Source organism: Yersinia rochesterensis (genome assembly GCF_003600645.1).
Classification (GTDB): domain Bacteria; phylum Pseudomonadota; class Gammaproteobacteria; order Enterobacterales; family Enterobacteriaceae; genus Yersinia; species Yersinia rochesterensis.
This window is the reverse complement of record NZ_CP032482.1, coordinates 1,570,190-1,593,792: the sequence shown is the minus strand read 5'-3', so window position 1 is coordinate 1,593,792 and position 23,603 is coordinate 1,570,190. Positions and strand designations below refer to the sequence as shown.

The following is a 23,603-nucleotide window of genomic DNA, read 5'->3' as shown; positions in this document are numbered from 1 at the left end:
TTAATGCCCTACTGGCGGGGCTTCACCGCTCTTTTGTATTGGCCTCCGCCGGACTGGCACAGAATATGCTTTGTCGCTGGGAAATGATTTCTATCTGCCTGACTGTCACCAGATTTTTGTCCCGGAGGGTATGGCCATGAACCGCTTTGTGATTGCGGAGCCAAGGCTTTGTATTGGATGCAATACCTGTATGGCTGCTTGCAGCCAGGTGCATAAAGCCAAGGGTTTACAAGAACATCCCAGATTGACCGTGATGCGTAACGCCACGGTTACGACGCCAATTCTCTGTCGCCACTGCGAAGATGCATGGTGCGCACGAGTTTGTCCGGTCAATGCCATCACCCTGACCAATAACGCCGTCGAATTGGATGAAACCACCTGTATCGGCTGTAAGCTTTGCGGTATCGCCTGCCCATTTGGCGCTATCACCCCAGCGGGGAGTAAACCATTGGGGGTGCCAGAAATTTTCCCTGAATACATTCCGATGACCACGTTATCTGATGTGCCATTCAGCCCGGTCAATATGAATCCGTTCCTTGCCTGGAATGCCGGAGTTCGCACTGTCGCAGTGAAATGTGACTTATGTAGCTTCCAACCGCAGGGGCCGGAATGTGTGCGGGTTTGTCCGACCAATGCCTTGATGTTGGTGGATGAACACAGCATTGAGCAGGCTAATCGCGCCAAGCACCTGGCCGCCGCCAGCGGATTTGCCAACGAGCTGCCCTTTATGGCCACGGACACCGCGTCCGCCATCTCTCACGAGGAGCAGAAAAGATGATGAGTTCGCTTGAGCTATTATGGCTCTCCTTACTGCTGTATCTGGCTGGCGCATTGCTTTCTCTGCTTTTGGCACGGCGCGAAACACTGGCGATTTATGCCTCTGGGCTGGCGTCATTACTGGGTGGCGTTGTTGGTCTGTTGGCTGCTGCGCCCACACTGCTGGGAGGCGGGATAATCACTTTCATCACCGCCGGGCCATTCCCATTCGCGGCATTCAGTCTGCGCCTTGACCCATTAGCGGCATTTATGCTGATGGTCATCTCACTGTTGGTGGTGATAACCGCCCTCTATTCACTGGCCTATGTGCAGGAATACAAAGGGCGCGGGGCATGGGGAATGGGGGTCTTTATGAACTTATTCATCGCCTCAATGGTGGCGCTGGTGGTGGTGGATAACGCTTTCTACTTTATTATTTTCTTCGAAATGATGTCATTGGCATCTTACTTCCTGGTGATTTCCGATCAGGACGACGACGCCATCAGCGCGGGCTTGCTCTATTTTCTGATTGCCCACGCCGGTTCCGTGCTGATCATGATTGCTTTCTTCCTGTTGTACCGCCTGAGCGGCAGTCTGGAGTTTGCTGCTTTCCGTCAAGCTAACCCGCAGCCGATCATGGCCTCGGTTATCTTCTTGTTAGCTTTCTTCGGTTTTGGTGCCAAGGCCGGGATGCTGCCGCTCCATGGCTGGTTGCCACGGGCGCACCCTGCTGCCCCGTCCCATGCTTCAGCCCTGATGTCCGGTGTCATGGTTAAAATTGGTATCTTCGGCATCATCAAAGTGGGCATTGATTTGCTCGGCGCGAGCCAGCTGTGGTGGGGCGTGGTGGTCTTGGGCTTTGGCGCAGTCTCCTCCGTGCTCGGCGTGCTATATGCGCTGGCGGAGCACGACATCAAACGCCTGCTGGCATACCACACCGTCGAGAACATCGGCATCATCCTGATGGGTGTTGGGGTCGGCATGATAGGGATTGCCAGCCATCAGCCAGTATTAGCCGCTCTTGGCTTACTTGGCGCACTTTACCATCTGCTTAATCACGCCGTCTTCAAAGGGCTGCTGTTCCTTGGGGCCGGTGCGGTCATTTATCGCTTACATACCAAAGACATGGAGAAGATGGGAGGCTTAGCCAGAATGATGCCTTATACCGCGCTGGCCTTTTTGGTGGGATGTATGGCGATTTCCGCCCTACCGCCATTCAATGGTTTTGTCAGTGAATGGTTTACTTATCAATCGCTGTTTACCATGACCAAAGATGGCGGCTTTATTATTCGCCTGGCCGGGCCGATTGCTATCGTGATGCTGGCAATTACCGGCGCACTGGCGGCGATGTGTTTTGTGAAAGTTTACGGCATTAGTTTCTGCGGGTTGCCGCGCACAGAAAAAGCAGCCCTCGCGCGGGAAGTCCCCTGGCCGATGACCGCCGCCATGCTGTTGTTGGCACTGTTGTGTTTGGCCTTGGGGATAGGTGCCACCCACGTCGCACCGGTGATTGCCCGCATTGCCGCTAGCTTGATAACCGCCCCGCCAGTGCCTTCTTTGCAGGTCGCCCAAGGCGCGGTGTTATTCCCGCAACACAGTTCTCAGGCCATGCTGTCCACCCTGTATATTTTCTTCGGTTTACTGATATTGCCACTGGTGATTTTGCTAGTCGTCAGCCGCTACAAAGGCAGCCGTTTAGCATTTCGCCATGGCGGTGATCCTTGGGCTTGCGGCTATGCCTGGGAGCAGGCGATGACTGTCTCTGCCGGTGGTTTTACTCAACCTCTGCGAGCCATGTTTGCCCCACTCTATCGGCTGCGTAAAACACTCGACCCCGCGCCAATGATGCAACGCGCGCTGGAACATTCCGTCAGTGGCGCGGGCCGGGTGGAACCGGTCTGGGACGACAAAATTGTGGCTCCGCTTATCCGTTTGATCCAATGGCTCAGCCAACGAATTCAATGGCTGCAACAGGGCGATTTCCGCCTCTACTGTCTGTATGTGGTCGCCGCGTTGGTTACCCTGCTGATCATTGCGGCTATTTAAGGAGACGAGCAATGCCAACTATTGATATGCCCGCGGTCTCTATGATTGCTTTCGCCATCGGGCAAGCGCTGGTGATGCTAGCGCTGGCACCGCTGATGGCGGGGATCTCGCGCATGGTGAAAGCCCGGATGCACTCGCGCCGTGGGCCGGGCGTCCTGCAAGAATATCGAGATTTAGCCAAGCTGCTGAAACGCCAGGATGTAGCCCCCGCCAATGCTGGGATTATTTTCCGCCTGATGCCCTATGTACTGCTGGGTAGCATGTTGTTGATTGCCATGGCGTTGCCCATTTTCACTCTGGCCTCCCCCTTTGGGGTGGCGGGCGACCTGATAACCCTGTTGTATCTGTTCGCGTTGTTCCGCTTCTTTTTCTCACTGGCGGGTCTGGATAGCGGCAGCATCTTCGCCGGTATTGGTGCCAGTCGAGAGTTGACGCTGGGGGTGTTGGTCGAACCGACATTAATTCTGTCACTGCTGGTGGTCGGGTTAATTGCTGGTTCCACCAATATCGGCACCATCAGTACCGCCTTGTCTCAAGGGCACTGGCAATCACCGACGGCAACGGCTCTGGCGCTATTGGCCTGTGGTTTCGCGGTGTTTATCGAGATGGGCAAAATTCCGTTCGATGTCGCCGAAGCAGAACAAGAGCTACAAGAAGGGCCTCTGACTGAGTATTCCGGCGCGTCACTGGGCTTGGTCAAATGGGGCATTAGTTTAAAACAGGTGGTGGTGGCGCAGCTTTTCCTCGGCGTATTTATCCCCTTTGGCAAGCTGGCGGTACTGAGTGGGCCGGGCTTGCTATGGGCGCTGGTGGCCGGTGTTATCAAATTGGTGGTGCTGTTTGTACTGGCCTCCATCGTGGAAAACAGTATTGCCCGCGGGCGCTTCCTGTTGACCTCCCGTGTTACCTGGCTGGGGTTTGGCGTCGCCGCCCTGTCTCTGGTTTTCTATCTCACCGGCCTTTAAGGAGCTAATAAACCCATCATGGATAACATGGCTCTTATGGATTCAGTCCTTATAAACATCGCCCTTGCGACCATTCTGCTGCCGTTTGCCGGTGCCATTCTCACGGCCTGTTTACCACAACAATGGGCAAAATGGTCTTGCACTTTCTTTTCACTGCTGGCCACTCTCGGCACTGTGCTGCTGGCTTACGCCTATCTGAGTGGCGGCAAGATTGATGTCACTTTTGATCTGATTCATTACGGTGATATGGCGCTGTTCGGCCTGACCATCGACCGCATCAGCACCTTGATTGCTTTCGCCGTGGTGTTCCTCGGTTTGCTGGTTAGCATTTATTCCACTGGCTATCTGACATTAGGTAATCGCGAGCATCCTCACGAAGGCACCAACCGCTACTATGCGCTGTTATTAGTATTCATCGGCGCGATGGCTGGGCTGGTATTATCATCCACGATACTGGGTCAGTTGTTCTTCTTTGAAATTACTGGCGGCTGCTCGTGGGGATTGATTGGCTACTATCAAAGCCAGAAGTCACTGCGCTCAGCGCTAAAAGCTTTGCTGGTCACCCATGTGGCCGCCATCGGCCTGTATTTGGCGGCGGCAGTGCTGCTGGTCAATACGGGCACTTTTGCTTTAACCGCGCTAGCGCAACTGGATAACAACACCAAAATCATGGTGTTCGGTGGCATCCTGTTTGCCGCTTGGGGGAAATCCGCCCAACTGCCACTGCATATCTGGTTGCCAGATGCGATGGAAGCGCCGACCCCAGTCAGTTCCTATCTGCATGCCGCCTCGATGGTCAAAGTGGGGGTCTATATCTTCGCCCGTGCCATTTATTCTGCCGGTGACGTGCCGCAAATTATCGGCACCGTCGGCATGGTGATGGCGGTTATCACCCTGATTTATGGCTTCTTTATGTATCTGCCGCAAAAAGATATGAAGCGGCTGCTGGCCTACTCCACCATCACCCAGTTGTCTTATATTTTCTTCGCGCTGTCTCTGGCTATCTATGGGTCAAAACTGGCCTTTGATGGCGGCATTGCCTACATCTTCAACCACGCGTTTGCCAAGAGCTTATTCTTCCTGGTCGCCGGGGCGCTGAGCTACAGCTGCGGTACCCGCATGTTACCCAAACTCAAAGGCATCATGGGCAAAATGCCGCTATTGGGCGTTGGATTTTGTGTCGCCGCACTGGCTATCACCGGAGTGCCGCCGTTTAACGGTTTCTTCAGCAAATTCCCCATTTTCGCCGCCGGTTTCTCACTTTCTGGTGAACATTGGCTGCTAATACCGCTATTGGTGCTGGCCCTGATTGAATCAGTAGCGAGCTTCGGCTGGTTCCTCTACTGGTTCGGGCAAACCGTGCCCGGCAAACCATCAGAAGCCGTCGCCAGTGCCAAACCGCTGCCGTTGGCCATGCAGGGCGTGTTGGTGGTGCTGGTGATTATGTCTGTGTGCTCAAGCTTTATTGCCGTCGCCTGGCTCGGATAAGGGAGTAAAAAATGACCGGAACACTTCTTGTCAACAATATGGTCGTCAACAATCTAGCTGGCCTGCTGATCATTACCTCGCTACTGGTAATTATTGTCAAAAAGCCCGCCACCTCGGCGCTGTTTTATGCGGTGCAGTCACTGGTCTTGGTGCTGATTTTCCTGGTATTAGCCGAAACCTTGCACGCCCACGAGCTGTATATGTGGTCGCTGACCGCCTTTATCACCAAGGTGATCTTGGTGCCGTGGATTATGTACCGCGCTTTTCGCCAGATGGAAGACCCCAAAGCCGACGGCGGTGTGATAGGGACGGCCAGTCTAATATTTATCGCCGCCATTATCATTTTACTGAGCTACTTCGTGGTCGAGCCGGTGCAATTGCCGATGGTCAGCGCCCTGAAACCGACGCTGGCGGTGTCACTGGGGCACTTCCTGATTGGCCTGCTGTGTATCGTCACCCAGCGCAATATCCTGAAAAATATCTTCGGCTACTGCCTGATGGAAAATGGCGCTCACCTGATGTTGGCGTTACTGGCTTTCCGCGCACCGGAGTTGGTCGAGATTGGTATTGCTACCGATGCCATCTTCGCGGTGATTGTGATGACGTTAATGGCGCGCAAAATTTACCGCACACTGCACACGCTGGATGTTAAACAACTGACGGCGCTAAAGGGGTAATGAAATGAGTCATACTGACCTGCTGCTGTTACTGCTGGCGATACCTCTGATAACCTCGCTGCTGGCATTTGCTTGCCGGGCTTTGGGCCGTGCCGCCCGCATGGCAACCACTTGGGTACATTTTGCCGGCATCAGTTTATTGTTCATAGTGGCCTTGATGGTGGTATGCCGGGTCGCCGTTGGCGGGGAAATTCTGGCGGTTCACAACTGGCTGCATATTGACAGCCTCAGCGCGTTGTTCCTCGCTATTCTGGGGGTTATCGGTTTTATCACCGGCCTTTACTCCCTCGGCTATATGCGCCATGAAGTGAATAACGACGAAATTACCGTCAGCACGCTGTGCAATTATTACGGCTTTTTCCATCTGTTCCTGTTCACCATGCTGTTGGTGGTGACCAGCAATAATCTCATTCTGATGTGGGTCGGCATTGAAGCCACCACTCTCAGTTCGGCCTTTTTGGTGGGATTATACGGCCAGCGCTCCTCACTGGAGGCGGCGTGGAAGTACATTATCATCTGTACCGTGGGGGTGGCTTTCGGGTTATACGGCACAGTATTGGTGTATGCCAATGCGGCCAATGTGCTGGCAGACCCCAGCAGTGCCATCTTCTGGACAGTCGTCGCCGAACATGCCAAAGAGCTAGACCCTAGCCTGATGCACCTGGCATTTGTCTTTATTCTGATTGGCTTTGGCACCAAAACCGGCCTGTTTCCCATGCACTCATGGCTACCGGATGCCCACAGCGAAGCCCCCAGCCCGACCAGCGCCTTGTTATCCGCCGTATTACTCAACTGCGCCCTGTTGGTCATCATCCGCTATTACATCATTATCAGCGCCGCTATCGGGCCGCATTTCCCACAAATGTTGCTGTTGGTCTTCGGCATGATGTCAGTTGCCGTCTCCGCATTTTTTATTCTGGCACAGCGCGATATGAAACGTTTGCTGGCTTACTCCAGTGTGGAGAACATGGGGTTAATCGCCGTGGCATTGGGCATTGGTGGCCCACTCGGGGTATTGGCCGCACTGTTCCACACTATGAATCACAGCCTGGCAAAAACCTTGCTGTTCTGCGGTTCGGGGAATGTGCTGCTGAAGTATGGCACGCGAGATATGGGCGCTATCAAGGGCATTATTCGTGTTGCGCCATTCACGGCGGTGATGCTGGCTGGCGGCGCATTGGCACTGGCCGGGATGCCGCCGTTTAACGTGTTTGTCAGTGAATTTATGGTGGTCGCCGCCGCGATTAAAGCCGGTCATATCACCTTAGTGATTATCTTACTATTGCTGCTAACCCTGGTACTGGCCGGGTTGGTGCGCATGATCGCCAGCACTGTGCTGGGCACCCCACCGGAAGCCGTGAGCAAAGGGGAGTTGGGGATTCTGACCACTGCGCCAATGGCTATTTTATTGCTGTTGATGCTGTTGCTCGGGGTACATATTCCCGCACCGGTCACCCGTTTGCTGACCGATGCAGCACAGATTGTGCTCAATAATGACAGTCGTGACCCCGCCCAGCAGCCCTTTATCTTGCCGTGGCAACAGATTTCTCCACCCCCAACGATAACTCAGCCCATTCCATCCGTTGCACAAAGCCATACCGTTGTACAACTTACCCCGACTCGTCAGGAGATGTAACGTGACTCACGAACCCCCTATTTCAGTTTCAGGGCAACCGCCACATGGTGGTGAAAAACTGGGCGCCGCTTATGTAGCCCGCCTGCGGGAACAATTTCCGGCGGCAATCCTTGATGAAGAGTGGCAAACCCCAGACCAACTGACGATTACCATTAAGCTGAACAGTCTGCCGGATGTGGTTGAACACCTTTATTATCAACAAGGTGGTTGGCTGTCAGTGCTATTCGGCAATGACGAACGCAGTTTGAATGGCTATTTTGCTATTTACTATGTGTTGTCAATGGAGGGCCGCGAACAATACGGCGTTGATACCGGCAAAGAATACGGCGACAAATGCTGGGTGATTGTCAAAGCGCTGATTAGCCCCGAGCGCCCCGAGTTCCCCTCCGTGACACCACGGGTTCCGGCGGCGGTCTGGGGGGAGCGCGAAGTGCGCGATATGTATGGCTTGCAGCCCATTGGCCTGCCTGATGAGCGCCGTTTAGTGCTGCCCGATGATTGGCCGGACGACCTTTATCCATTGCGCAAAGACACCATGGATTACCGCCAGCGCCCAACCCCTACCAGCAACACTGAAACCTATCAGTTTGAAAATGAAGCGGGCAGCAGCAGCCGGGTCGTGCCCATCGGCCCGATGCATATTACCTCCGATGAGCCGGGCCACTTTCGGTTGTTTGTTGACGGCGAAGACATTATTGACGCCGACTATCGCCTTTTTTATGTGCATCGAGGCATGGAAAAACTGGCTGAAACCCGCATGGGCTATAACGACGTAACTTTCCTGTCGGATCGCATCTGCGGTATTTGCGGCTTTACTCACAGTGTCGCTTACACCTCGTCGATTGAGAATGCGCTCGGCATTATCGTGCCACCACGGGCGCAGATGATCCGCACTATTTTGCTGGAAGTCGAGCGGCTGCACAGCCATCTGCTCAATATCGGATTGTCCTGCCACTTTGTCGGTTTTGATACCGGTTTTATGCAGTTCTTCCGCGTGCGCGAAAAAGCCATGACCATCGCCGAGATGCTCACCGGCGCGCGTAAAACCTATGGCCTGAATCTGATTGGCGGGGTACGGCGCGATATTCTGAAAGCCGACCGCCTCAAAACTCTGCAATTGGTCTCAGAGATGCGCGCCGATATCAGTGAGCTGGTGGATATGCTGATGAGCACCGCCAATATTGAGCAGCGTACTGTCGGTGTTGGCTTGCTGGACCGCAAAATTGCCCGTGATTTCAGCCCTGTCGGCCCGATGATCCGCGCCAGTGGCTATGCCCGCGATATGCGCCATGACCACCCTTACGCCAACTACGCCAATGTCCCTAAAGAGTTGTTTAGCCTTGATGGCTGTGATGTACATTCGCGCCTGCTGGTGCGGGTGCGGGAATTCTTTGACTCGCTGGTGATGATTGAATACGGGCTGAACCATATGCCGGGCGGGCCGCTGCTGGAGGAAAAAGTCCACTATCAGCCATACAAATTTGCGCTCGGTTTTTCAGAAGCGCCACGCGGCGAAGATGTCCACTGGAGTATGACCGGCGACAATCAAAAGCTGTTCCGCTGGCGCTGTCGCGCCGCCACCTATGCCAATTGGCCGGTGCTGCGCTATATGCTGCGCGGCAACACGGTTTCTGATGCGCCATTGATTATTGGCAGTCTCGATCCCTGCTACTCCTGCACCGACCGGGTGACATTGGTGGATATGCGCAAGCAGAAATCCGTCACCGTGCCGTACAAAGAGATCGAACGCTATGGCATTGAGCGCACCCATTCGCCGCTCAAATAGAGGGATGAAGAATGTTAAAACTGTTTAAAACCATCCTGAAAGTTGGCGATACCACGGTGAAGTATCCGTTTAAGCCGCTTGAGGTCAGCCACGGCTTCCGTGGTAAACCACAATATGATGCCGAGCAATGCATTGCCTGTGGTGCCTGTACCATGGCCTGCCCCGCCAATGCGTTGACCATGGAAACCGACCTTACTGGCGGGACTCGACAATGGCAATTGTTCCTGGGGCGCTGCATTTTTTGTGGTCGCTGTGAGGAAGTCTGCCCGACCCGCGCCATTGTGTTATCACAAGAATTTGAGCTGGCGGTATTCAATAAAGCCGATTTATATCAGCGCGCCAGTTTTACTCTCGCCCATTGCCAGCAGTGCCAGCAGCCCTTTGCGCCGAAAAAAGAAGTGGATTACGTCATGGCGCTACTGATTCACTCCGGAATGAGCGCTGAAGATGTCGAACAACAACGGCCTCATTTTGAAACCTGCCCGGAGTGCAAGCGGAAACAGAATATTGGTCGTCATCATAATATTGGTCGTCAGCATAATATTGTTAGTCAGCATAATGTGATGCTCAATCAGCACCGCAATGAGGGGATCAACTCATGAGCCAACTAGATTCATTAAAACCGGCCTGGGGGCACCATATCAGCCAGCCAGTTGCGCTTGACTCTTCTATCGCCCAGCTAAAAAGAAAATTACTCAAAGATATCAAACGCTCGGCTTATGTATATCGAGTGGACTGCGGCGGCTGCAATGGCTGTGAAATCGAGATTTTCTCCTCGATTACGCCGGTATTCGACACTGAGCGCTTTGGTATTAAAGTGGTGGCCTCGCCGCGCCACGCCGACATTTTACTGTTTACTGGCGCAGTCACTCGCGCCATGCGCACACCGGCCTTACGCGCCTATGAATCGGCCCCTGACCCTAAAATCTGTGTCTCTTATGGCGCTTGTGGTTGCGGCGGCGGCATCTTCCACGACCTGTATTGTGTCTGGGGCGGTAGCGACACCATTGTGCCGATTGATGTTTATATCCCCGGCTGCCCTCCTACCCCCGCCGCCACCATTTATGGCTTTGCGGTAGCGCTGGGTTTGCTGGAGCAAAAACTCAAAGGTGAGGATCATCAAGAAGCCGCCGATGAGCGCGTGGCGCTGATCCACCCGGATGCGCCACTCACACTGCGGGTATTGTTAGAGCGCGAGGCCCGCCGCATGGCCGGTTATCGTCAAGGGCGGGAAATCACCGACAGTTTCTTATCACTGCTGGTCAATCAACCTCTACCAGGGCTGGAACAGCGCTGTCAAAGTTACCTCCACCAGCAAGATGACCCGCGCCTAAGTGAGATATTTGCCAGCCTGCAACAGATAACTCTGCAACAACTCACTCTATAACAACTGGCGGGAGGGTATGTTGATGGCCGCTAAAGTGATTTTTTATGCGCTAAACCAGAAGTTCCTCGACAGTGATGAGGATATGCCCGAGCAAGCGCAGCAAGTGATGTATTACTCGCTGGCTATTGGCCACCATGTTGGAGTCATTGATTGCTTAAAAGCCATCATGGAATGCCCGCTGAATGAGTATGAACAGTGGTTCAGCCAGTTACCCGAGGGCGAAGCTCGCCGAAAAATGGCCGGCTTGCTGAAATTTGGTGAAATCACCATCGACAGCACCCATACCCAATTACTGGCCCAAGCCTTTGCGCCACTGGCTGAAGACCCTACTTCGCTGCACCCGCAGTGGAGCCAACAACTGCTGCAAACCCTGTACGATATTGAGCAGGAACCGGCCATTTATTTAATGGTGAAACGCCGCCCATGAACCATCAACATCCCATCACAAATTTAGTATTAACCGTCGGCAATAGCATGATGGGCGATGACGGCGCAGGCCCGCTGCTAGCCGAGCGCATGACCCAGCAACCCTTAGCTGACTGGCAAGTTATCGACGGCGGCTCGGCACCGGAAAATGTGGTGCATCGGATTCGTGCTTTACGCCCCACGCGCTTGATTATCGTTGATGCCGCCGATATGGAACTGCCGCCAGGTGAGATTCGTATTATTGATCCGCAGCGAATTTCCGAGATGTTCATCATGAGCACGCATAATTTACCGCTCAATTTTCTGATTGATCAGTTAAAGGAAGATATCAGCGAAGTTATCTTCGTCGGTATCCAGCCCACCTTAGTGGCGTTCTACTTCCCGATGACCGACATTGTCAAACAGGCCGTCGAAACACTGTATCAACAACTACCCCATTGGCAGGGTGACGGCGGTTTTAGCCACCTTTGATTAGGTGACGGTGTGGTGTCGTCAAATTTGCCGACGTCACACCCGCCGACAGTTTTTTCCAGTTCTCTCCCCTCGATAAAAAACCATAAATCCTTTTAAAACAATTAGATTGATTAACTTCTATCGAACCTCTTCAACTTGGCATAAACCATGCAATATGTGAGGTAATGAGCCAGATTTGCGAACCTAAATGCAAATCTGCCAGAACTTTCTATTTGGAACCGTAAGGAGAGGAAACAATGAACCGGTTCATAATCGCAGACCCAAAAAAGTGTATTGGCTGCCGTACCTGTGAGGTTGCCTGCGTGCTAGCACACAATGGCGGCAAACTGGACACCATGACCAAAGCCAATTTCGCCCCGCGCTTGAAAGTGGTCAAAGGAATGAATGTCAGCACCGCCATTATGTGTCGTCACTGTGAAGATGCCCCTTGTGCCAATGTTTGTCCGAATGGCGCGATTGTGCGGGCAACTGACAGCATCCAGGTATTGCAGGAGAAATGTATTGGCTGCAAAACCTGCGTTGTTGCCTGCCCTTACGGTGCCATGAATGTGGTGACCAAACAGGTCGAAGTGATGTTCAACGGCCTCTCACAGGGCTTTTGCCTGAAAGCTGAAGCTCAAAAGTGTGATTTATGTGAAGGTCGCGCCGCCGGCCCGGCCTGTATCTCGGTGTGTCCGACTCAGGCGCTACACCTGATTGGCCGCGACACCCTGCAAGCCATGCTACGCAAGAAACAAATGCGCGCCGCACTGGACGAAGCCAACGAGATGAACTTTTGAACGAAGGATAATTAATATGCACAAGGCACTCACTGTCTGTCCTTACTGCGGCTCCGGCTGCAAAATCAATTTACTGGTCGAAAATGGTAAAGTTGTTGGCGCTGAAGGGGCAAATGGCGTCACCAATCAGGGTGAACTTTGTCTGAAAGGCTATTATGGCTGGGATTTTCTCAATGATACCAAGCTACTGACCCCGCGCTTAAAACAGCCGATGATTCGTCGTCAAAAAGGCGGCAAGCTGGAAGCAGTTTCTTGGGACGAAGCTATCGAATTCGCCAGCAGTAAACTGCGCGCTATTAAAGAAAAATATGGCCCGGAAGCCATTATGCACACCGGTTCTTCCCGTGGGCCGGGCAATGAAACCAACTATGTAATGCAAAAATTTGCCCGCGCCGTCACCGGCAGCAACAACATTGACTGCTGCGCTCGTGTGTGTCACGGCCCATCAGTGGCGGGTCTACAAGTGACATTGGGTAACGGCGCGATGAGTAATTCCATCTGCGAGATTGAAGATACCAAATGCATTTTAGTGTTTGGCTATAACGCCGCAGATTCTCACCCTATCGTGGCCCGCCGCATTCTCAAAGCTAAAGAGAAAGGCGCTAAAGTCATTGTTTGCGATCCTCGCCATATTGAAACAGCGCGTATTGCCGACCTGTGGCTGCCATTGAAAAACGGCTCCAATATGGCGCTGGTGAATGCATTCGCCAATGTGCTGATAACTGAAGAACTATACGATAAAGACTATGTTTCGCGTTATACCGAAGGTTTTGATGAGTATCGCGAAATTGTTGCCAAATACACACCGGAATATGTCGAAAGCATCACTGGCTTGTCAGCACAAACCATCCGTGAAGCAATGCGCATCTATGCTGCCGCGCCCTCTGCCACCATCTTGTGGGGCATGGGAGTAACCCAATGGGGTCAGGGCGTAGATGTTGTTAAGGGATTATCTGGATTGGCATTACTGACGGGCAACTTAGGCCGCCCGAATGTTGGCGTTGGCCCGGTGCGTGGACAAAATAACGTGCAAGGTGCCTGCGACATGGGCGCATTGCCCAATATGTACCCCGGTTACCAACCCGTTACTGACCCAGCAACACTGGAAAAATTTGCCAAAGCCTGGGGTGTTCCTTCGCTTTCCAACAAAATTGGTTACTCGCTGACCGATGTTCCGCACAAGGTTAAAGAGGGAAAAATCAAAGCCAACTACGTGATGGGCGAGGATCCGCTGCAAACTGAACCCGACCTTTCGATGATGCGCGAAGCATTCAGCGAATTGGAATTGCTGATTGTGCAGGACATATTTATGACCAAAACGGCTGCCGAAGCGGACGTCATTTTCCCGGCAACATCGTGGGGTGAACATGAAGGCGTTTATTCTGCCGCCGACCGGGGCTTCCAACGTTTTGAAAAAGCTGTAGAACCCCAAGGTGATGTAAAACCGGATTGGGCAATTATTAGCCTAATGGCTACGGCGCTCGGCTATCCGATGAAATACAACAATACTAAAGAGATTTGGGACGAACTGCGCGAGCTGTGCCCACTGTATTACGGCGCAACTTACGAAAAAATGGCCGGTTTAGGCTATATTCCGTGGCCTTGTACCACGGAAGACAGTCCCGGCACACCGTGGCTATATGCCGGTAATAAGTTCGACCGCCCTGGCGGCAAAGGACTGTTGTTTGCCAGCGAATGGCGCGCACCAATGGAACAGGTGGATGAGGAGTATCCGCTGGTGCTGTGTACCGTGCGTGAGGTCGGCCACTATTCCTGCCGCTCAATGACCGGTAATTGCTCAGCATTACAAACACTGGCCGACGAACCAGGTTATGTGCAAATCAGCCCGCAGGATGCTGATAAAATGCACTTGCAAGACCAGCAATTAGTGTGGGTTGAATCACGGCGCGGCAAGGTTATTACTCGCGTGTCAGTCAGTGAGCGTATCAATGTTGGTGCGGTATATATGACTTATCAGTGGTGGATTGGCGCTTGTAATGAGCTGACACTGGACCATCTGGACCCTATTTCCAAGACACCGGAATATAAGTATTGTGCGGTGAAACTTGAGGCCATTACAGATCAAACTTGGGCGGAAAACTACGTGCAGCAAGAGTATAGCCAGTTGAAGGCGCGGTTACGTCGAGAAGCCGAAGTAAGTTAATAGACTAACGGCTACTGCGCTTTGCCATTCTGGGTTTACGCAGTGCTCGCCACCGTCATGTACTTATGTACACTTCGGTGGCTGTGCGCTGGGCGCGCCCAGACTGGCTTTGCTCGCGACGCTTCGTCCGAGTAGAAAGATTTATCACGCCTTGGTTCAACAGGGTGACCGGTAATTAGATATGGATCTTATTTTTGAGTTACTCCATTCCATCTTCATCTTCGATACTTTTTACTGATATTCCTAGCCGCTGCATGCGGGATAACAGTGTCGTACGTTTCAGCCCTAACTTAATTGCCGCCCCTTTTGGCCCGGCAACCACGCCATTAGTTTCCCGTAATACCCGAATAATTCGCGCACGTTCGGATTCTGAAAATTCCGGTTCTTCACTCTCAGGTAATAAAACTTTGTGAACAACCTTTTCAGACACCGGTTTGGCTACTTCTAATGGTGATAAATGATATTCCAGTTCTTTTAACTGTAAATTTAACGTAGTGCCACGGCTGAGGATCACCGCCCGCTCAATCACATTTTCCAGTTCACGAATATTACCCGGCCAAGGTAAGCGACTGAGCAAACGCAATGTCTCACTCGGAATGGTATCGATAGTGCGGTTCATACGTTTGGCTATTTTCTGAGTAAAGAATTTCACCAGTAAAGGAATATCTTCAGGGCGTTCACGCAAAGGTGGAATCACAATTGGGAAAACATTAAGCCGATAATAGAGATCACTGCGGTATTCCCGATTCACCATCATCGTTTTTAAATCGCGGTTGGTTGCGGCAATTAGCCTAACATCAACCGGAATAATTTTACTGCCCCCCAATCGTTCTATTTCGCGCTCTTGTAGTACCCGTAGGAGTTTCGGTTGCAGCTCAAGAGGAATATCACCGACCTCATCGAGAAATAACGTACCGCCATCTGCCATTTCAAATCGGCCAATGCGCTGTGATGATGCGCCGGTATAAGCTCCTTTTTCATGACCGAATAAGTCACTCTCCATTAAGCCGGAGGGGATAGCCGCACAGTTCATTTTCACCATGCGTTTATTCTTACGGGTGCTCAAATTATGGATAGCGCGAGCAATTAACTCTTTACCTGTTCCTGTTTCACCCAAAATCAGCACTGTACAATCACTGGAGGCCACCATTTCAACCTGTTCCAGCACCGCTTGAATAGCGCTACTTTGGCCGATGATTTCACCAAACTCTTCATTATGAATAATTTGATCAGTCAAATAGAGATTTTCATTGACCAGTGAATCTTTCAAACGGGTAATTTCGTTATAAGCCAAAGCGTTATCGACTGCGATAGCAATTCGCGCAGCTATTTGTCGCAGCAACTTGAGGTTACTGTCGGTGAAAATATCACTTTGGCATTGTGCTAGTTTTAATACGCCCAGCATCTTATGACCGAAAAATAGGGGTAACAGACAGACTGCCTGTAAGCCAGCGTCCAGCATATTTTCCAGTTGTTTATCATCCGGAGCCAAGAGAGCAATATCAGCCAGATTGACCAGCAATAATTCCCGGCTATGTAAAACCTGCCCGGCTAATGTACCTGTTATATCCACCCAGGATTGCTGATGCTGCACCGCTTTACCAGACTGATAGCGGGTAGAAAAAACATTCAGTTTATTTTTGTCATTGTGGGTGCCACATATTGCCAAACTGATGTAATCAATATTGAAAAAGCGATGTATTTCTTTCGAGACTTCTGCTGCTAATACATCCAACTCCAGTTTAGAAATAACCGTATTGGTGACATCAACTAATATCCGGAAATGATCCCGTTCAAAGCGTAACCGTTCACGCTCGGAAAATGCTCGGTTTATCTCAGTAATATTGTTCACCGCAATGGCCACTACCTCGGCCAATAATTCCAGTAAAGTAATATCTTGCTCATCAAACTGGCTGTCATCGGTTTTAATAAACTCAACACAGCCCGACCAGTGGTTATCATGGCCCAAAGGAAAATGGCAACCAGAATGTAATTCCTGATACGGCGCTAAATCGCAGACAGCAGAAAACTCCCTTTGCATACGCTGATGGTCAGTTTGCAAAGGCGTCTGTTGCTGCCAGGCCTGGCCACCAGGGCCTTCGGCAAATAAAATATTTTGCGACTCCACGACAGTATCAGACACATCATCATGGGTATAGAGGGTCATTTGGTTATACAGGGGGTTAAGCAGTAATAAATTGACCCGTTGGAAACGGATGACAGAAAAAGAGAGTTTCCTGAGTTCATTAACTAAATCGGTTATATCCCGCAGTAATAATAACTTTTTCGATACCCTGAACAATGTGTCTTGCCAAACTTGAGCCAATGTGGGACGGGGTAGTTTTTTTGCGCTATCCATATATACCCAAAGTAATTAAGCCCAAAAAATGGATGATAACTACTTTAATGTATTGAAATGAACAAATATATATTAACCAACGATAAGCTTGATCTGGATTAATAAACTATTTCACCACATTAGCCTATGACAATTCATGATTGAAATCACGTCTCATTCAGATTAAAAATTCAATAAAACATTAAGTTACATTAAAACATATCGTGACAATTTATATCCATCACCGGCACATCGATGTATAGATTATTATATAACGATATGAGTAATACTGACTGAAAATCACCAATAGAAATACTTAATCTGACTCATCACCCAATTTATAATCGCCCCATCTGTTTCATGGTATGGAAAATGCATGAAACTCCTGTCACTAAAATAAATATTTATTTTTATCTTAACAATAAAATAAGCAACAAGGAGTTATCAATGAGTATTGAAAATCCCTTTGATCTACGACTTCCGGTTGATATGGCAAAACTTGCAGAGCAAGTTGGTATATATAAGGCCACTAAGAATCCCGCCACAACCTTTTATTTAGCCATAACAGCAGGTGTTTTTATCTCCATTGCTTTTGTCTTCTACATTACAGCTACCACCGGCACCGCAGGTGTGGCATATGGGCTGGCAAAATTAGTCGGCGGTTTATGTTTCTCCCTCGGCCTGATTCTGGTAATTATTTGTGGTGCTGATTTATTCACCTCTACGGTGTTGATTGTGGTAGCGAAAGCCAGCGGCAAGATAAATTGGCGGCAATTAATGGCCAATTGGATTAATGTCTATTTTGGTAATTTGATTGGCGCATTGTTTTTTGTTGCTCTGATTTGGTTTGCTGGACAGCATACCGCGGCGAATGGTTTATGGGGCTTAAATGTGCTGCAAACAGCCGACCATAAATTGCACCATACCTTTGTAGAAGCTGTGTGTTTGGGGATATTAGCTAATCTGATGGTCTGCCTGGCTGTATGGATGAGTTATTCAGGCCATACTTTGACAGACAAAATCGTGGTGATGCTACTTCCCATTGGCATGTTTGTTGCCAGTGGATTTGAGCACAGCATTGCTAATATGTTTTTGATCCCATTAGCTATTGTGATTCGTGATTTTGCATCACCTGAATTCTGGCATTCAATTAATGCAGCACCAGAGCAATTCCCTGCCCTCACAATGTCTAATTTTATTATTGATAATCTTATTCCGGTGACTCTCGGTAATATCATTGGTGGCGGATTATTAGTAGGTTTGACCTACTGGATTATCTATCTGCGTAATCCGGCTCACTGAATCTAGTGCGCCAGACATCATGGTATCTTTCGACAATTATGACGAAAAAAATGACAATTAAAAGCCAGCCGAGTTTGACTCTGGCTGGCTTTTTTTACTGCTAATGGTCGATTATTTCTTCTTAGCGTATTTCAGTGAGTCCAGTGCTACCGCAAAGATAATAATCGCGCCCTTAATAATGTACTGCCAATACGGGTTCACACCGATATAAGTCAGCCCGTAGTTAATCACAGTAAAGATGATTACCCCGGTCACCACGCCGATAACCGTACCGACACCGCCGCTGAATGACACCCCGCCGACCACGCAAGCGGCGATTGCGTCTAACTCATACATGAAGCCTAAGTTATTCGTCGCACTACCGATACGGCCAGCTTCCAACATCCCGCCGAATGCATAGAACACACCAGACAGCGCATAAATCATGATTAAGTTTAGTGGCACATTCACACCAGAAACTTTTGCTGCCTCTGGGTTACCGCCGATGGCGAAGATATTTTTACCAAAGCGCGTTTTATTCCACAGTACCCAAACAAAAACGATAGCAATCAAAGCATAGAAAGTAATGTAAGAGAGTTTGAAATCACCAAATCGCAAGAACCCTTGTGCAAAGGTTGAGAATGCAGGGTCAAAACCGGCAATCGGTGATGCGCCCACGAAGTCGTAATACAGGGAGTTAATCCCGTAAACAATAATCATGGTGCCCAATGTGGTAATAAATGGTGTCACATTCAGGTAAGCAATGATAATACCGTTGACCAATCCGATAATCGCACCAATCAAACACACGGTTAAAATAACGATCGGAATAGGTACAGTCTGCAAATCTGGGAAAACTTTATTAACGTTATCCATGGCTTGCAGCATTGTAGCTGCAACCACTGCCGCTAACCCCACCTGACGACCGGCGGATAAGTCAGTCCCTTGAGTCACAATCAGCCCCGCAACACCGAGCGCGATAATAATACGCACAGAAGATTGGGTCAGAATATTACTTAAGTTCATCAGGCTTAAAAATGTCGGGTCCTTGACAATAATTATTGCCAGCAATACGAATAATACGACGTAAATCCCGCTCTCTTTAAGGTAAGTGAGCATGCTTTTCTTATTTAACGCATTCATAATAAGAACCTTCGACTAGATTAGAGATGCAAGGATGCAAGACGTAATATTTCATTTTGCGTGGTTTGTTTTGTTTCAACAATTCCCGCAACCTGACCATTACTCATTACCAAAATTCTGTCAGTAATCCCTAATAGCTCAGGCATTTCAGAGGAAATAATAATAATTCCTTTGTCTTTCTTCGCTAGTTCAGTCATTAACTGATAGATTTCAAACTTAGCACCGACGTCAATCCCCCGAGTCGGTTCATCCAACATTAATATTTCTGGTTGAGTCAGTAACCAACGGCCAATAATAACTTTCTGCTGATTCCCACCCGATAAAGAACCAATACTGGTGCGATGACCGGGTGTTTTTACTCGCATAGCGTCAATAACCCATTGGGTGTCGCTTTTCATGCGGGTATTATCCAGCAGCCCAAATTTATTTTTATAATTACGAATATTAGAAATTAGGGAATTAAAGCCAACATCGAGATAAGCATAAATCCCGGTTGAACGGCGCTCTTCCGTCACTAAGGCAAAACCGTGATTAATAGCTTCATTGGCGCTGTGATTATTAATACTCTTACCATGCAACTTAATAGTGCCAGCTACTTTTTCGCGGATACCAAATAAAGTTTCAACAATATCGGTGCGCTTTGCCCCCACCAACCCGGCAATTCCCAGAATCTCACCTTTATGCAAATCAAAGGACACATCACGGATTGAAGGTTGGCGCAGTGAGGTCAGATTTTTCACTTCCAGAATGACTTCACCGGGCTTATTAAGGCGATCTGGGAAACGTTGACTCAGTGAACGCCCGACCATCATTGAGATTATCTGGTCCATGGTCAGCCCTTCCAGTGGTTGGGTCACAATCCACTGACCATCGCGCAAAATAGTAATTTCATCACACAGCTGGAATATTTCTTCCATTTTATGGGAGATATAAACAATTCCGCAGCCGCGATCTTTTAATTTGCGGATAATCGTAAATAAATGATTAACTTCTTTCTCAGTTAATGAAGAAGTGGGTTCATCCATAATGACGATTTTGGCATTGTAAGAGAAAGCTTTGGCAATTTCGATCATTTGCATTTGGGATACCGATAAAGTGGCAACTTTATCGCGTGGATCAATATCAATATCCAATTCATCGAAGATTGCTTTGGTATCTTTGTACATTTTATCTTGATCGACAAAGAAACCCTTAGTTGGATAACGCCCCAACCACATATTATCCATTACGGTGCGTTGTAATACCAGGTTTAACTCCTGATGCACCATAGAAACACCATGTTCTAATGCTTCTTTAGAACTTTTAAATTCTATTTCTTGCCCCTGAAAGATAATACTTCCAGAGTCTTTTTTATAGATACCAAACAGACATTTTAATAGCGTTGACTTACCTGCACCATTCTCTCCCATTAAGGCATGGATCGAATTTGGCCGCACTTTAAGATTTACGTTATCTAACGCCTTTACGCCCGGAAATGATTTATCAATATTACTCATTTCCAGCAACCACTCACGAGGTTGTGCTGTATTAATATCGGCCATAGTTGTACCTGGCTAAGAATTGCCACTGACGTCCTGGATATATACAGCACCAGTCGTTTAGCGCATATTCAAAATAAGGATCAATGCAAAAAAACCTTCCACCCCGGTGCTGGTCACCCAAGAACGGGGCCAGAAGGTTATTAATAACGTCTTTACCCATAGCGGTTAGAGCTGCTGTGGGTACATCCCATCACGGCTACTGGCTATTATTTAGTAAATTCAGCCAGGTTATCTTTATCAACACCTACATATGGAATTCGTACGATTTTGTTTTCGATTTTCCATTTAGTGCCTTCGGCAGCAGGTTTGCCATCGGCCAGATTTTTAGCCAGATCAAAGGTCGCTTTAGCTTGATTGTTGGCATCGTTCAGAACAGTACCGGCCATTTTACCTGATTTCACCAGAGCTAATGCTTCTGGTAAGGCGTCAACACCAAAGACTGGAATGCTGGTTTTGTTATGCGCTTTCAATGCTTCCACTGCACCCATTGCCATGGCATCGTTATTAGCGATAACCACTTCAATTTTGTTGGCGTTCGGGCCAGATAGCCACGCATCCATCTTATCTTTAGCCTGTGCGGTATCCCACATTGCGGTATCTAACTGCAATTGTTGTGTCGGGATGCCTTTCTCGTTAAGGGTCTTGATAACATAGGTGGTACGAGCTTCTGCATCTGGGTGACCTGGCTCGCCTTTCAACAGCACAAATTGAATTTTGCCGTCTTTGTTCAAATCCCAATTTGGATTGGCTTGCCAATGTTTGGCGATTAACTCACCCTGGATAACACCAGATTCTTTGGAATCAGTCCCTACATAATAAGCTTTGTCATAGCTATCAAGCGCTTTGCGTGAAGGTTCTTTGTTATAGAACACGATTGGAACATCGTTTGCGCGGGCTTTATCAATAACCACCGGCGCTGCGGCTGGGTCAACCAAGTTGATTGCCAACGCTTTTACGCCTTTCGCCAGCAACACGTCGATTTGATCGTTTTGCTTGGATTGGTCATTCTGAGAGTCATTCATCAGTAAGGTAACATCAGGAGATGCTTTAGCATCTTTCTCGATAGCTTTACGGACCACGGACATAAAGTTGTCATCATATTTATAAATAGTGACACCAATACGGGTATCAGCTTGAGCCGCCGCGCCGAACATCATGCTGGCAACCAGAGTCGCTAATGTGAAAACCTTCTTATTCATTTGTATCTCCGGGTTTATGTAGGGTAGTACAGGGTGATAACACCATCGCCTTAACGTGAGAAAAACCCATCGTTCAAAGCAGCTGACACTCATATCTTTCGTCCTTGAACACACTCCACTCCGAAAAGCTGCCTGAGTCGTCAAAAACCATGTCATTTACAAACTCGTCGTTTGCGGAACTCGCGTTTGTAAATCGCTATTCTAAAACCCGCTACCGTGTATTTTTTTATCCGGTAACTGATGACATATTGATACATTCAGGTAGAAAACAACTAGAGCATAGACGGGCCGTTGTTAAGAATCTGTGAATTTTCTCACAGATTGAAAACGGTTACACAAGAATAAATACCGAACTAGTGAGCGACACCACAAATTGCGACAGAATGCCGGGGCACCAGTGTAGGATTAAAACAATAGACCGCATGTGAGTCTGGCGCACGGCTGGCACCTTCAAGCGCCAGCTCTGTGGCTAAAGTTGCCATAGAAACAATAGGATAGCGGACTGTGGTTAATTTAGGGCTGGTATAGCGAGCAATCGGGATATCATCAAAACCCACCAGCGAAAACTGCTCAGGGACACTGATACCATTTTCTTTTAGCACCGCCAGTGCGCCAGCAGCCATTGAGTCGTTATAGGCAAACACTGCACTGAGTTGCAAATTGCGCCCCAGCAGGTCAATCATAGCCCGCTCTCCTCCGGCTAAGTCCGGAGTACCATAGGCGCGCCAAGTATCAGGTACAGTAATACCGGCACCCTCAAGTGCCTTGAGGTACCCAATCTGGCGCTGCATTACATCATCTATGGGGTGATTAGAACCGAGGAAACCAATGCGCTGATGACCATGTTTGAGCAGCAGGCGACACGCCATTTGCGCACCGCTAACATTATCTAATCCGACGCAACGATGCTCAAACCCGGGAATGATTCGATTAATCAGAACCATGCCGGGAACTTGGTCCAAAAAGGCAATTAATTCACCGTCACTCAATACCTTAGCGTGAACCACCAAAGCATTACATCGCTGGCGGAGTAACACCTCAATGGCGTGCCGCTCCTTATCTGCTTGGTGATAACTATTGCCAATTAATAGATATTTTTGATGTCGCTGTGCAACAGTGTCTACCGCTTTCACCAATGCACCAAAAAAGGGATCTGATACATCCATCACGACCACACCGACCGTATCACTGCTTTGAGTTGCCAGCGCCTGTGCATTGGCATTAGGTCGGTAGCCCAGCTCTGACACCGCTTTCAGCACGGCAGCCCGAGTTTCTGGCCGAATAGAGGCGCTGTTATTAAGCACTCTTGAAACTGTGGCCAGCGAAACGCCCGCCCGTGAGGCCACATCGCGAATAGTAATACTGTTTCCAGTTGAATGCAGAGCGGCCATGACCTTATCCTGTGAGTCTTATTTTATCAATAAGTCGCCATGCATAGGTTAAGCACAACCTGTCATGGCAGGTGGCCTATCCTACCCAGTTTATTGAGACTGCCACGTGAAATACGTCACAAGAAA

The 23,603-nt window shown here is 49.4% G+C and carries 19 protein-coding genes; 14 read left to right on the top strand and 5 right to left on the bottom strand.

The window, feature by feature from the left end; translation table 11 throughout:
* Nucleotides 1-136: 136 nt before the first annotated feature.
* The 13 genes from DXZ79_RS07535 to fdhF all read left to right on the top strand — a co-directional run bounded on the left by DXZ79_RS07535 (nucleotide 137) and on the right by fdhF (nucleotide 14,584).
* A complete protein-coding gene (locus DXZ79_RS07535) occupies nucleotides 137-778 on the top strand; it encodes a 4Fe-4S dicluster domain-containing protein (protein WP_038634320.1) in 642 nt (213 codons plus the stop codon).
* Nucleotides 775-2,802: a hydrogenase 4 subunit B gene (gene hyfB, locus DXZ79_RS07530; RefSeq protein ID WP_038634321.1), complete on the top strand. Its 2,028-nt coding sequence runs from the start codon at nucleotides 775-777 to the stop codon at nucleotides 2,800-2,802. Before DXZ79_RS07535 ends, hyfB begins: the two co-directional genes overlap by 4 nt.
* An 11-nt stretch (nucleotides 2,803-2,813) precedes the next feature.
* The gene (locus tag DXZ79_RS07525) at nucleotides 2,814-3,767 is read left to right on the top strand and encodes a respiratory chain complex I subunit 1 family protein (protein WP_038634323.1); all 954 of its coding nucleotides are present in this window, start codon (nucleotides 2,814-2,816) and stop codon (nucleotides 3,765-3,767) included.
* A gap of 18 nt (nucleotides 3,768-3,785) precedes the next feature.
* Complete coding sequence (locus tag DXZ79_RS07520; protein WP_038634325.1) at nucleotides 3,786-5,255, top strand: hydrogenase 4 subunit D; 1,470 nt, start codon at nucleotides 3,786-3,788, stop codon at nucleotides 5,253-5,255.
* A gap of 11 nt (nucleotides 5,256-5,266) precedes the next feature.
* On the top strand, nucleotides 5,267-5,932 hold the full coding sequence (gene hyfE / locus DXZ79_RS07515) for a hydrogenase 4 membrane subunit (RefSeq protein ID WP_050291637.1): 666 nt from the start codon (nucleotides 5,267-5,269) through the stop codon (nucleotides 5,930-5,932).
* Nucleotides 5,933-5,936: 4 nt separating this feature from the next.
* Nucleotides 5,937-7,568 carry a hydrogenase 4 subunit F gene (locus DXZ79_RS07510; RefSeq protein ID WP_038634330.1) on the top strand — a complete coding sequence of 544 codons (1,632 nt, stop codon included), beginning with the start codon at nucleotides 5,937-5,939 and terminating at the stop codon, nucleotides 7,566-7,568.
* 1 nt (nucleotide 7,569) lies between these two features.
* Complete coding sequence (locus DXZ79_RS07505) at nucleotides 7,570-9,354, top strand: hydrogenase large subunit (protein ID WP_042562358.1); 1,785 nt, start codon at nucleotides 7,570-7,572, stop codon at nucleotides 9,352-9,354.
* Between the two features lie 11 nt (nucleotides 9,355-9,365).
* Nucleotides 9,366-9,956, top strand: a complete 591-nt coding sequence (hyfH, locus tag DXZ79_RS07500; RefSeq protein ID WP_038634333.1) for a hydrogenase 4 subunit H — start codon at nucleotides 9,366-9,368, stop codon at nucleotides 9,954-9,956.
* The gene (locus tag DXZ79_RS07495) at nucleotides 9,953-10,741 is read left to right on the top strand and encodes an NADH-quinone oxidoreductase subunit B family protein (RefSeq protein WP_038634336.1); all 789 of its coding nucleotides are present in this window, start codon (nucleotides 9,953-9,955) and stop codon (nucleotides 10,739-10,741) included. Before hyfH ends, DXZ79_RS07495 begins: the two co-directional genes overlap by 4 nt.
* Before the next feature lie 22 nt (nucleotides 10,742-10,763).
* Nucleotides 10,764-11,168, top strand: coding sequence for a formate hydrogenlyase maturation HycH family protein (locus DXZ79_RS07490; protein WP_050291719.1), 405 nt, complete (start codon nucleotides 10,764-10,766; stop codon nucleotides 11,166-11,168).
* Nucleotides 11,165-11,638 carry a hydrogenase maturation peptidase HycI gene (gene hycI, locus DXZ79_RS07485; protein ID WP_038634339.1) on the top strand — a complete coding sequence of 158 codons (474 nt, stop codon included), beginning with the start codon at nucleotides 11,165-11,167 and terminating at the stop codon, nucleotides 11,636-11,638. Before DXZ79_RS07490 ends, hycI begins: the two co-directional genes overlap by 4 nt.
* Before the next feature lie 239 nt (nucleotides 11,639-11,877).
* Nucleotides 11,878-12,420 carry a 4Fe-4S binding protein gene (locus DXZ79_RS07480; protein WP_038634343.1) on the top strand — a complete coding sequence of 181 codons (543 nt, stop codon included), beginning with the start codon at nucleotides 11,878-11,880 and terminating at the stop codon, nucleotides 12,418-12,420.
* 16 nt (nucleotides 12,421-12,436) lie between these two features.
* Nucleotides 12,437-14,584 (top strand): formate dehydrogenase subunit alpha, encoded by a 2,148-nt coding sequence (gene fdhF / locus DXZ79_RS07475; protein ID WP_038634346.1) that lies wholly within the window; start codon nucleotides 12,437-12,439, stop codon nucleotides 14,582-14,584.
* Between the two features lie 199 nt (nucleotides 14,585-14,783).
* Here fdhF and flhA read toward each other — a convergent pair whose 3' ends face one another.
* Nucleotides 14,784-16,943 carry a formate hydrogenlyase transcriptional activator FlhA gene (gene flhA, locus DXZ79_RS07470; RefSeq protein WP_120011187.1) on the bottom strand — a complete coding sequence of 720 codons (2,160 nt, stop codon included), beginning with the start codon at nucleotides 16,941-16,943 and terminating at the stop codon, nucleotides 14,784-14,786.
* A 426-nt stretch (nucleotides 16,944-17,369) separates the two neighbouring features.
* Here flhA and focA point away from each other — a divergent pair, with 426 nt between their 5' ends.
* Nucleotides 17,370-18,224 carry a formate transporter FocA gene (focA, locus tag DXZ79_RS07465; RefSeq protein WP_120011186.1) on the top strand — a complete coding sequence of 285 codons (855 nt, stop codon included), beginning with the start codon at nucleotides 17,370-17,372 and terminating at the stop codon, nucleotides 18,222-18,224.
* A gap of 111 nt (nucleotides 18,225-18,335) precedes the next feature.
* Here focA and mglC read toward each other — a convergent pair whose 3' ends face one another.
* The 4 genes from mglC to galS form a co-directional block, all read right to left on the bottom strand.
* Nucleotides 18,336-19,346 carry a galactose/methyl galactoside ABC transporter permease MglC gene (gene mglC, locus DXZ79_RS07460; RefSeq protein WP_038634355.1) on the bottom strand — a complete coding sequence of 337 codons (1,011 nt, stop codon included), beginning with the start codon at nucleotides 19,344-19,346 and terminating at the stop codon, nucleotides 18,336-18,338.
* 20 nt (nucleotides 19,347-19,366) lie between these two features.
* Nucleotides 19,367-20,887, bottom strand: coding sequence for a galactose/methyl galactoside ABC transporter ATP-binding protein MglA (gene mglA / locus DXZ79_RS07455; RefSeq protein ID WP_038634358.1), 1,521 nt, complete (start codon nucleotides 20,885-20,887; stop codon nucleotides 19,367-19,369).
* Nucleotides 20,888-21,093: 206 nt separating this feature from the next.
* Nucleotides 21,094-22,086 (bottom strand): galactose/glucose ABC transporter substrate-binding protein MglB, encoded by a 993-nt coding sequence (gene mglB, locus DXZ79_RS07450; RefSeq protein ID WP_038634361.1) that lies wholly within the window; start codon nucleotides 22,084-22,086, stop codon nucleotides 21,094-21,096.
* 353 nt (nucleotides 22,087-22,439) lie between these two features.
* Nucleotides 22,440-23,477 carry an HTH-type transcriptional regulator GalS gene (gene galS / locus DXZ79_RS07445; RefSeq protein ID WP_120011185.1) on the bottom strand — a complete coding sequence of 346 codons (1,038 nt, stop codon included), beginning with the start codon at nucleotides 23,475-23,477 and terminating at the stop codon, nucleotides 22,440-22,442.
* Nucleotides 23,478-23,603 lie beyond the last annotated feature (126 nt).

Coding starts and splice junctions, on each gene's coding strand:
- fdhF (WP_038634346.1), top strand. CDS start 12,437: ATGCACAAGGCACTCACTGTCTGTCCTTACTGCGGCTCCGGCTGCAAA.
- hyfE (WP_050291637.1), top strand. CDS start 5,267: ATGACCGGAACACTTCTTGTCAACAATATGGTCGTCAACAATCTAGCT.
- DXZ79_RS07520 (WP_038634325.1), top strand. CDS start 3,786: ATGGATAACATGGCTCTTATGGATTCAGTCCTTATAAACATCGCCCTT.
- hyfH (WP_038634333.1), top strand. CDS start 9,366: ATGTTAAAACTGTTTAAAACCATCCTGAAAGTTGGCGATACCACGGTG.
- mglA (WP_038634358.1), bottom strand. CDS start 20,887: ATGGCCGATATTAATACAGCACAACCTCGTGAGTGGTTGCTGGAAATG.
- DXZ79_RS07510 (WP_038634330.1), top strand. CDS start 5,937: ATGAGTCATACTGACCTGCTGCTGTTACTGCTGGCGATACCTCTGATA.
- focA (WP_120011186.1), top strand. CDS start 17,370: ATGAGTATTGAAAATCCCTTTGATCTACGACTTCCGGTTGATATGGCA.
- hyfB (WP_038634321.1), top strand. CDS start 775: ATGATGAGTTCGCTTGAGCTATTATGGCTCTCCTTACTGCTGTATCTG.
- DXZ79_RS07480 (WP_038634343.1), top strand. CDS start 11,878: ATGAACCGGTTCATAATCGCAGACCCAAAAAAGTGTATTGGCTGCCGT.
- hycI (WP_038634339.1), top strand. CDS start 11,165: ATGAACCATCAACATCCCATCACAAATTTAGTATTAACCGTCGGCAAT.
- mglB (WP_038634361.1), bottom strand. CDS start 22,086: ATGAATAAGAAGGTTTTCACATTAGCGACTCTGGTTGCCAGCATGATG.
- DXZ79_RS07525 (WP_038634323.1), top strand. CDS start 2,814: ATGCCAACTATTGATATGCCCGCGGTCTCTATGATTGCTTTCGCCATC.
- DXZ79_RS07490 (WP_050291719.1), top strand. CDS start 10,764: ATGGCCGCTAAAGTGATTTTTTATGCGCTAAACCAGAAGTTCCTCGAC.
- DXZ79_RS07495 (WP_038634336.1), top strand. CDS start 9,953: ATGAGCCAACTAGATTCATTAAAACCGGCCTGGGGGCACCATATCAGC.
- DXZ79_RS07535 (WP_038634320.1), top strand. CDS start 137: ATGAACCGCTTTGTGATTGCGGAGCCAAGGCTTTGTATTGGATGCAAT.
- galS (WP_120011185.1), bottom strand. CDS start 23,477: ATGGCCGCTCTGCATTCAACTGGAAACAGTATTACTATTCGCGATGTG.
- flhA (WP_120011187.1), bottom strand. CDS start 16,943: ATGGATAGCGCAAAAAAACTACCCCGTCCCACATTGGCTCAAGTTTGG.
- mglC (WP_038634355.1), bottom strand. CDS start 19,346: ATGAATGCGTTAAATAAGAAAAGCATGCTCACTTACCTTAAAGAGAGC.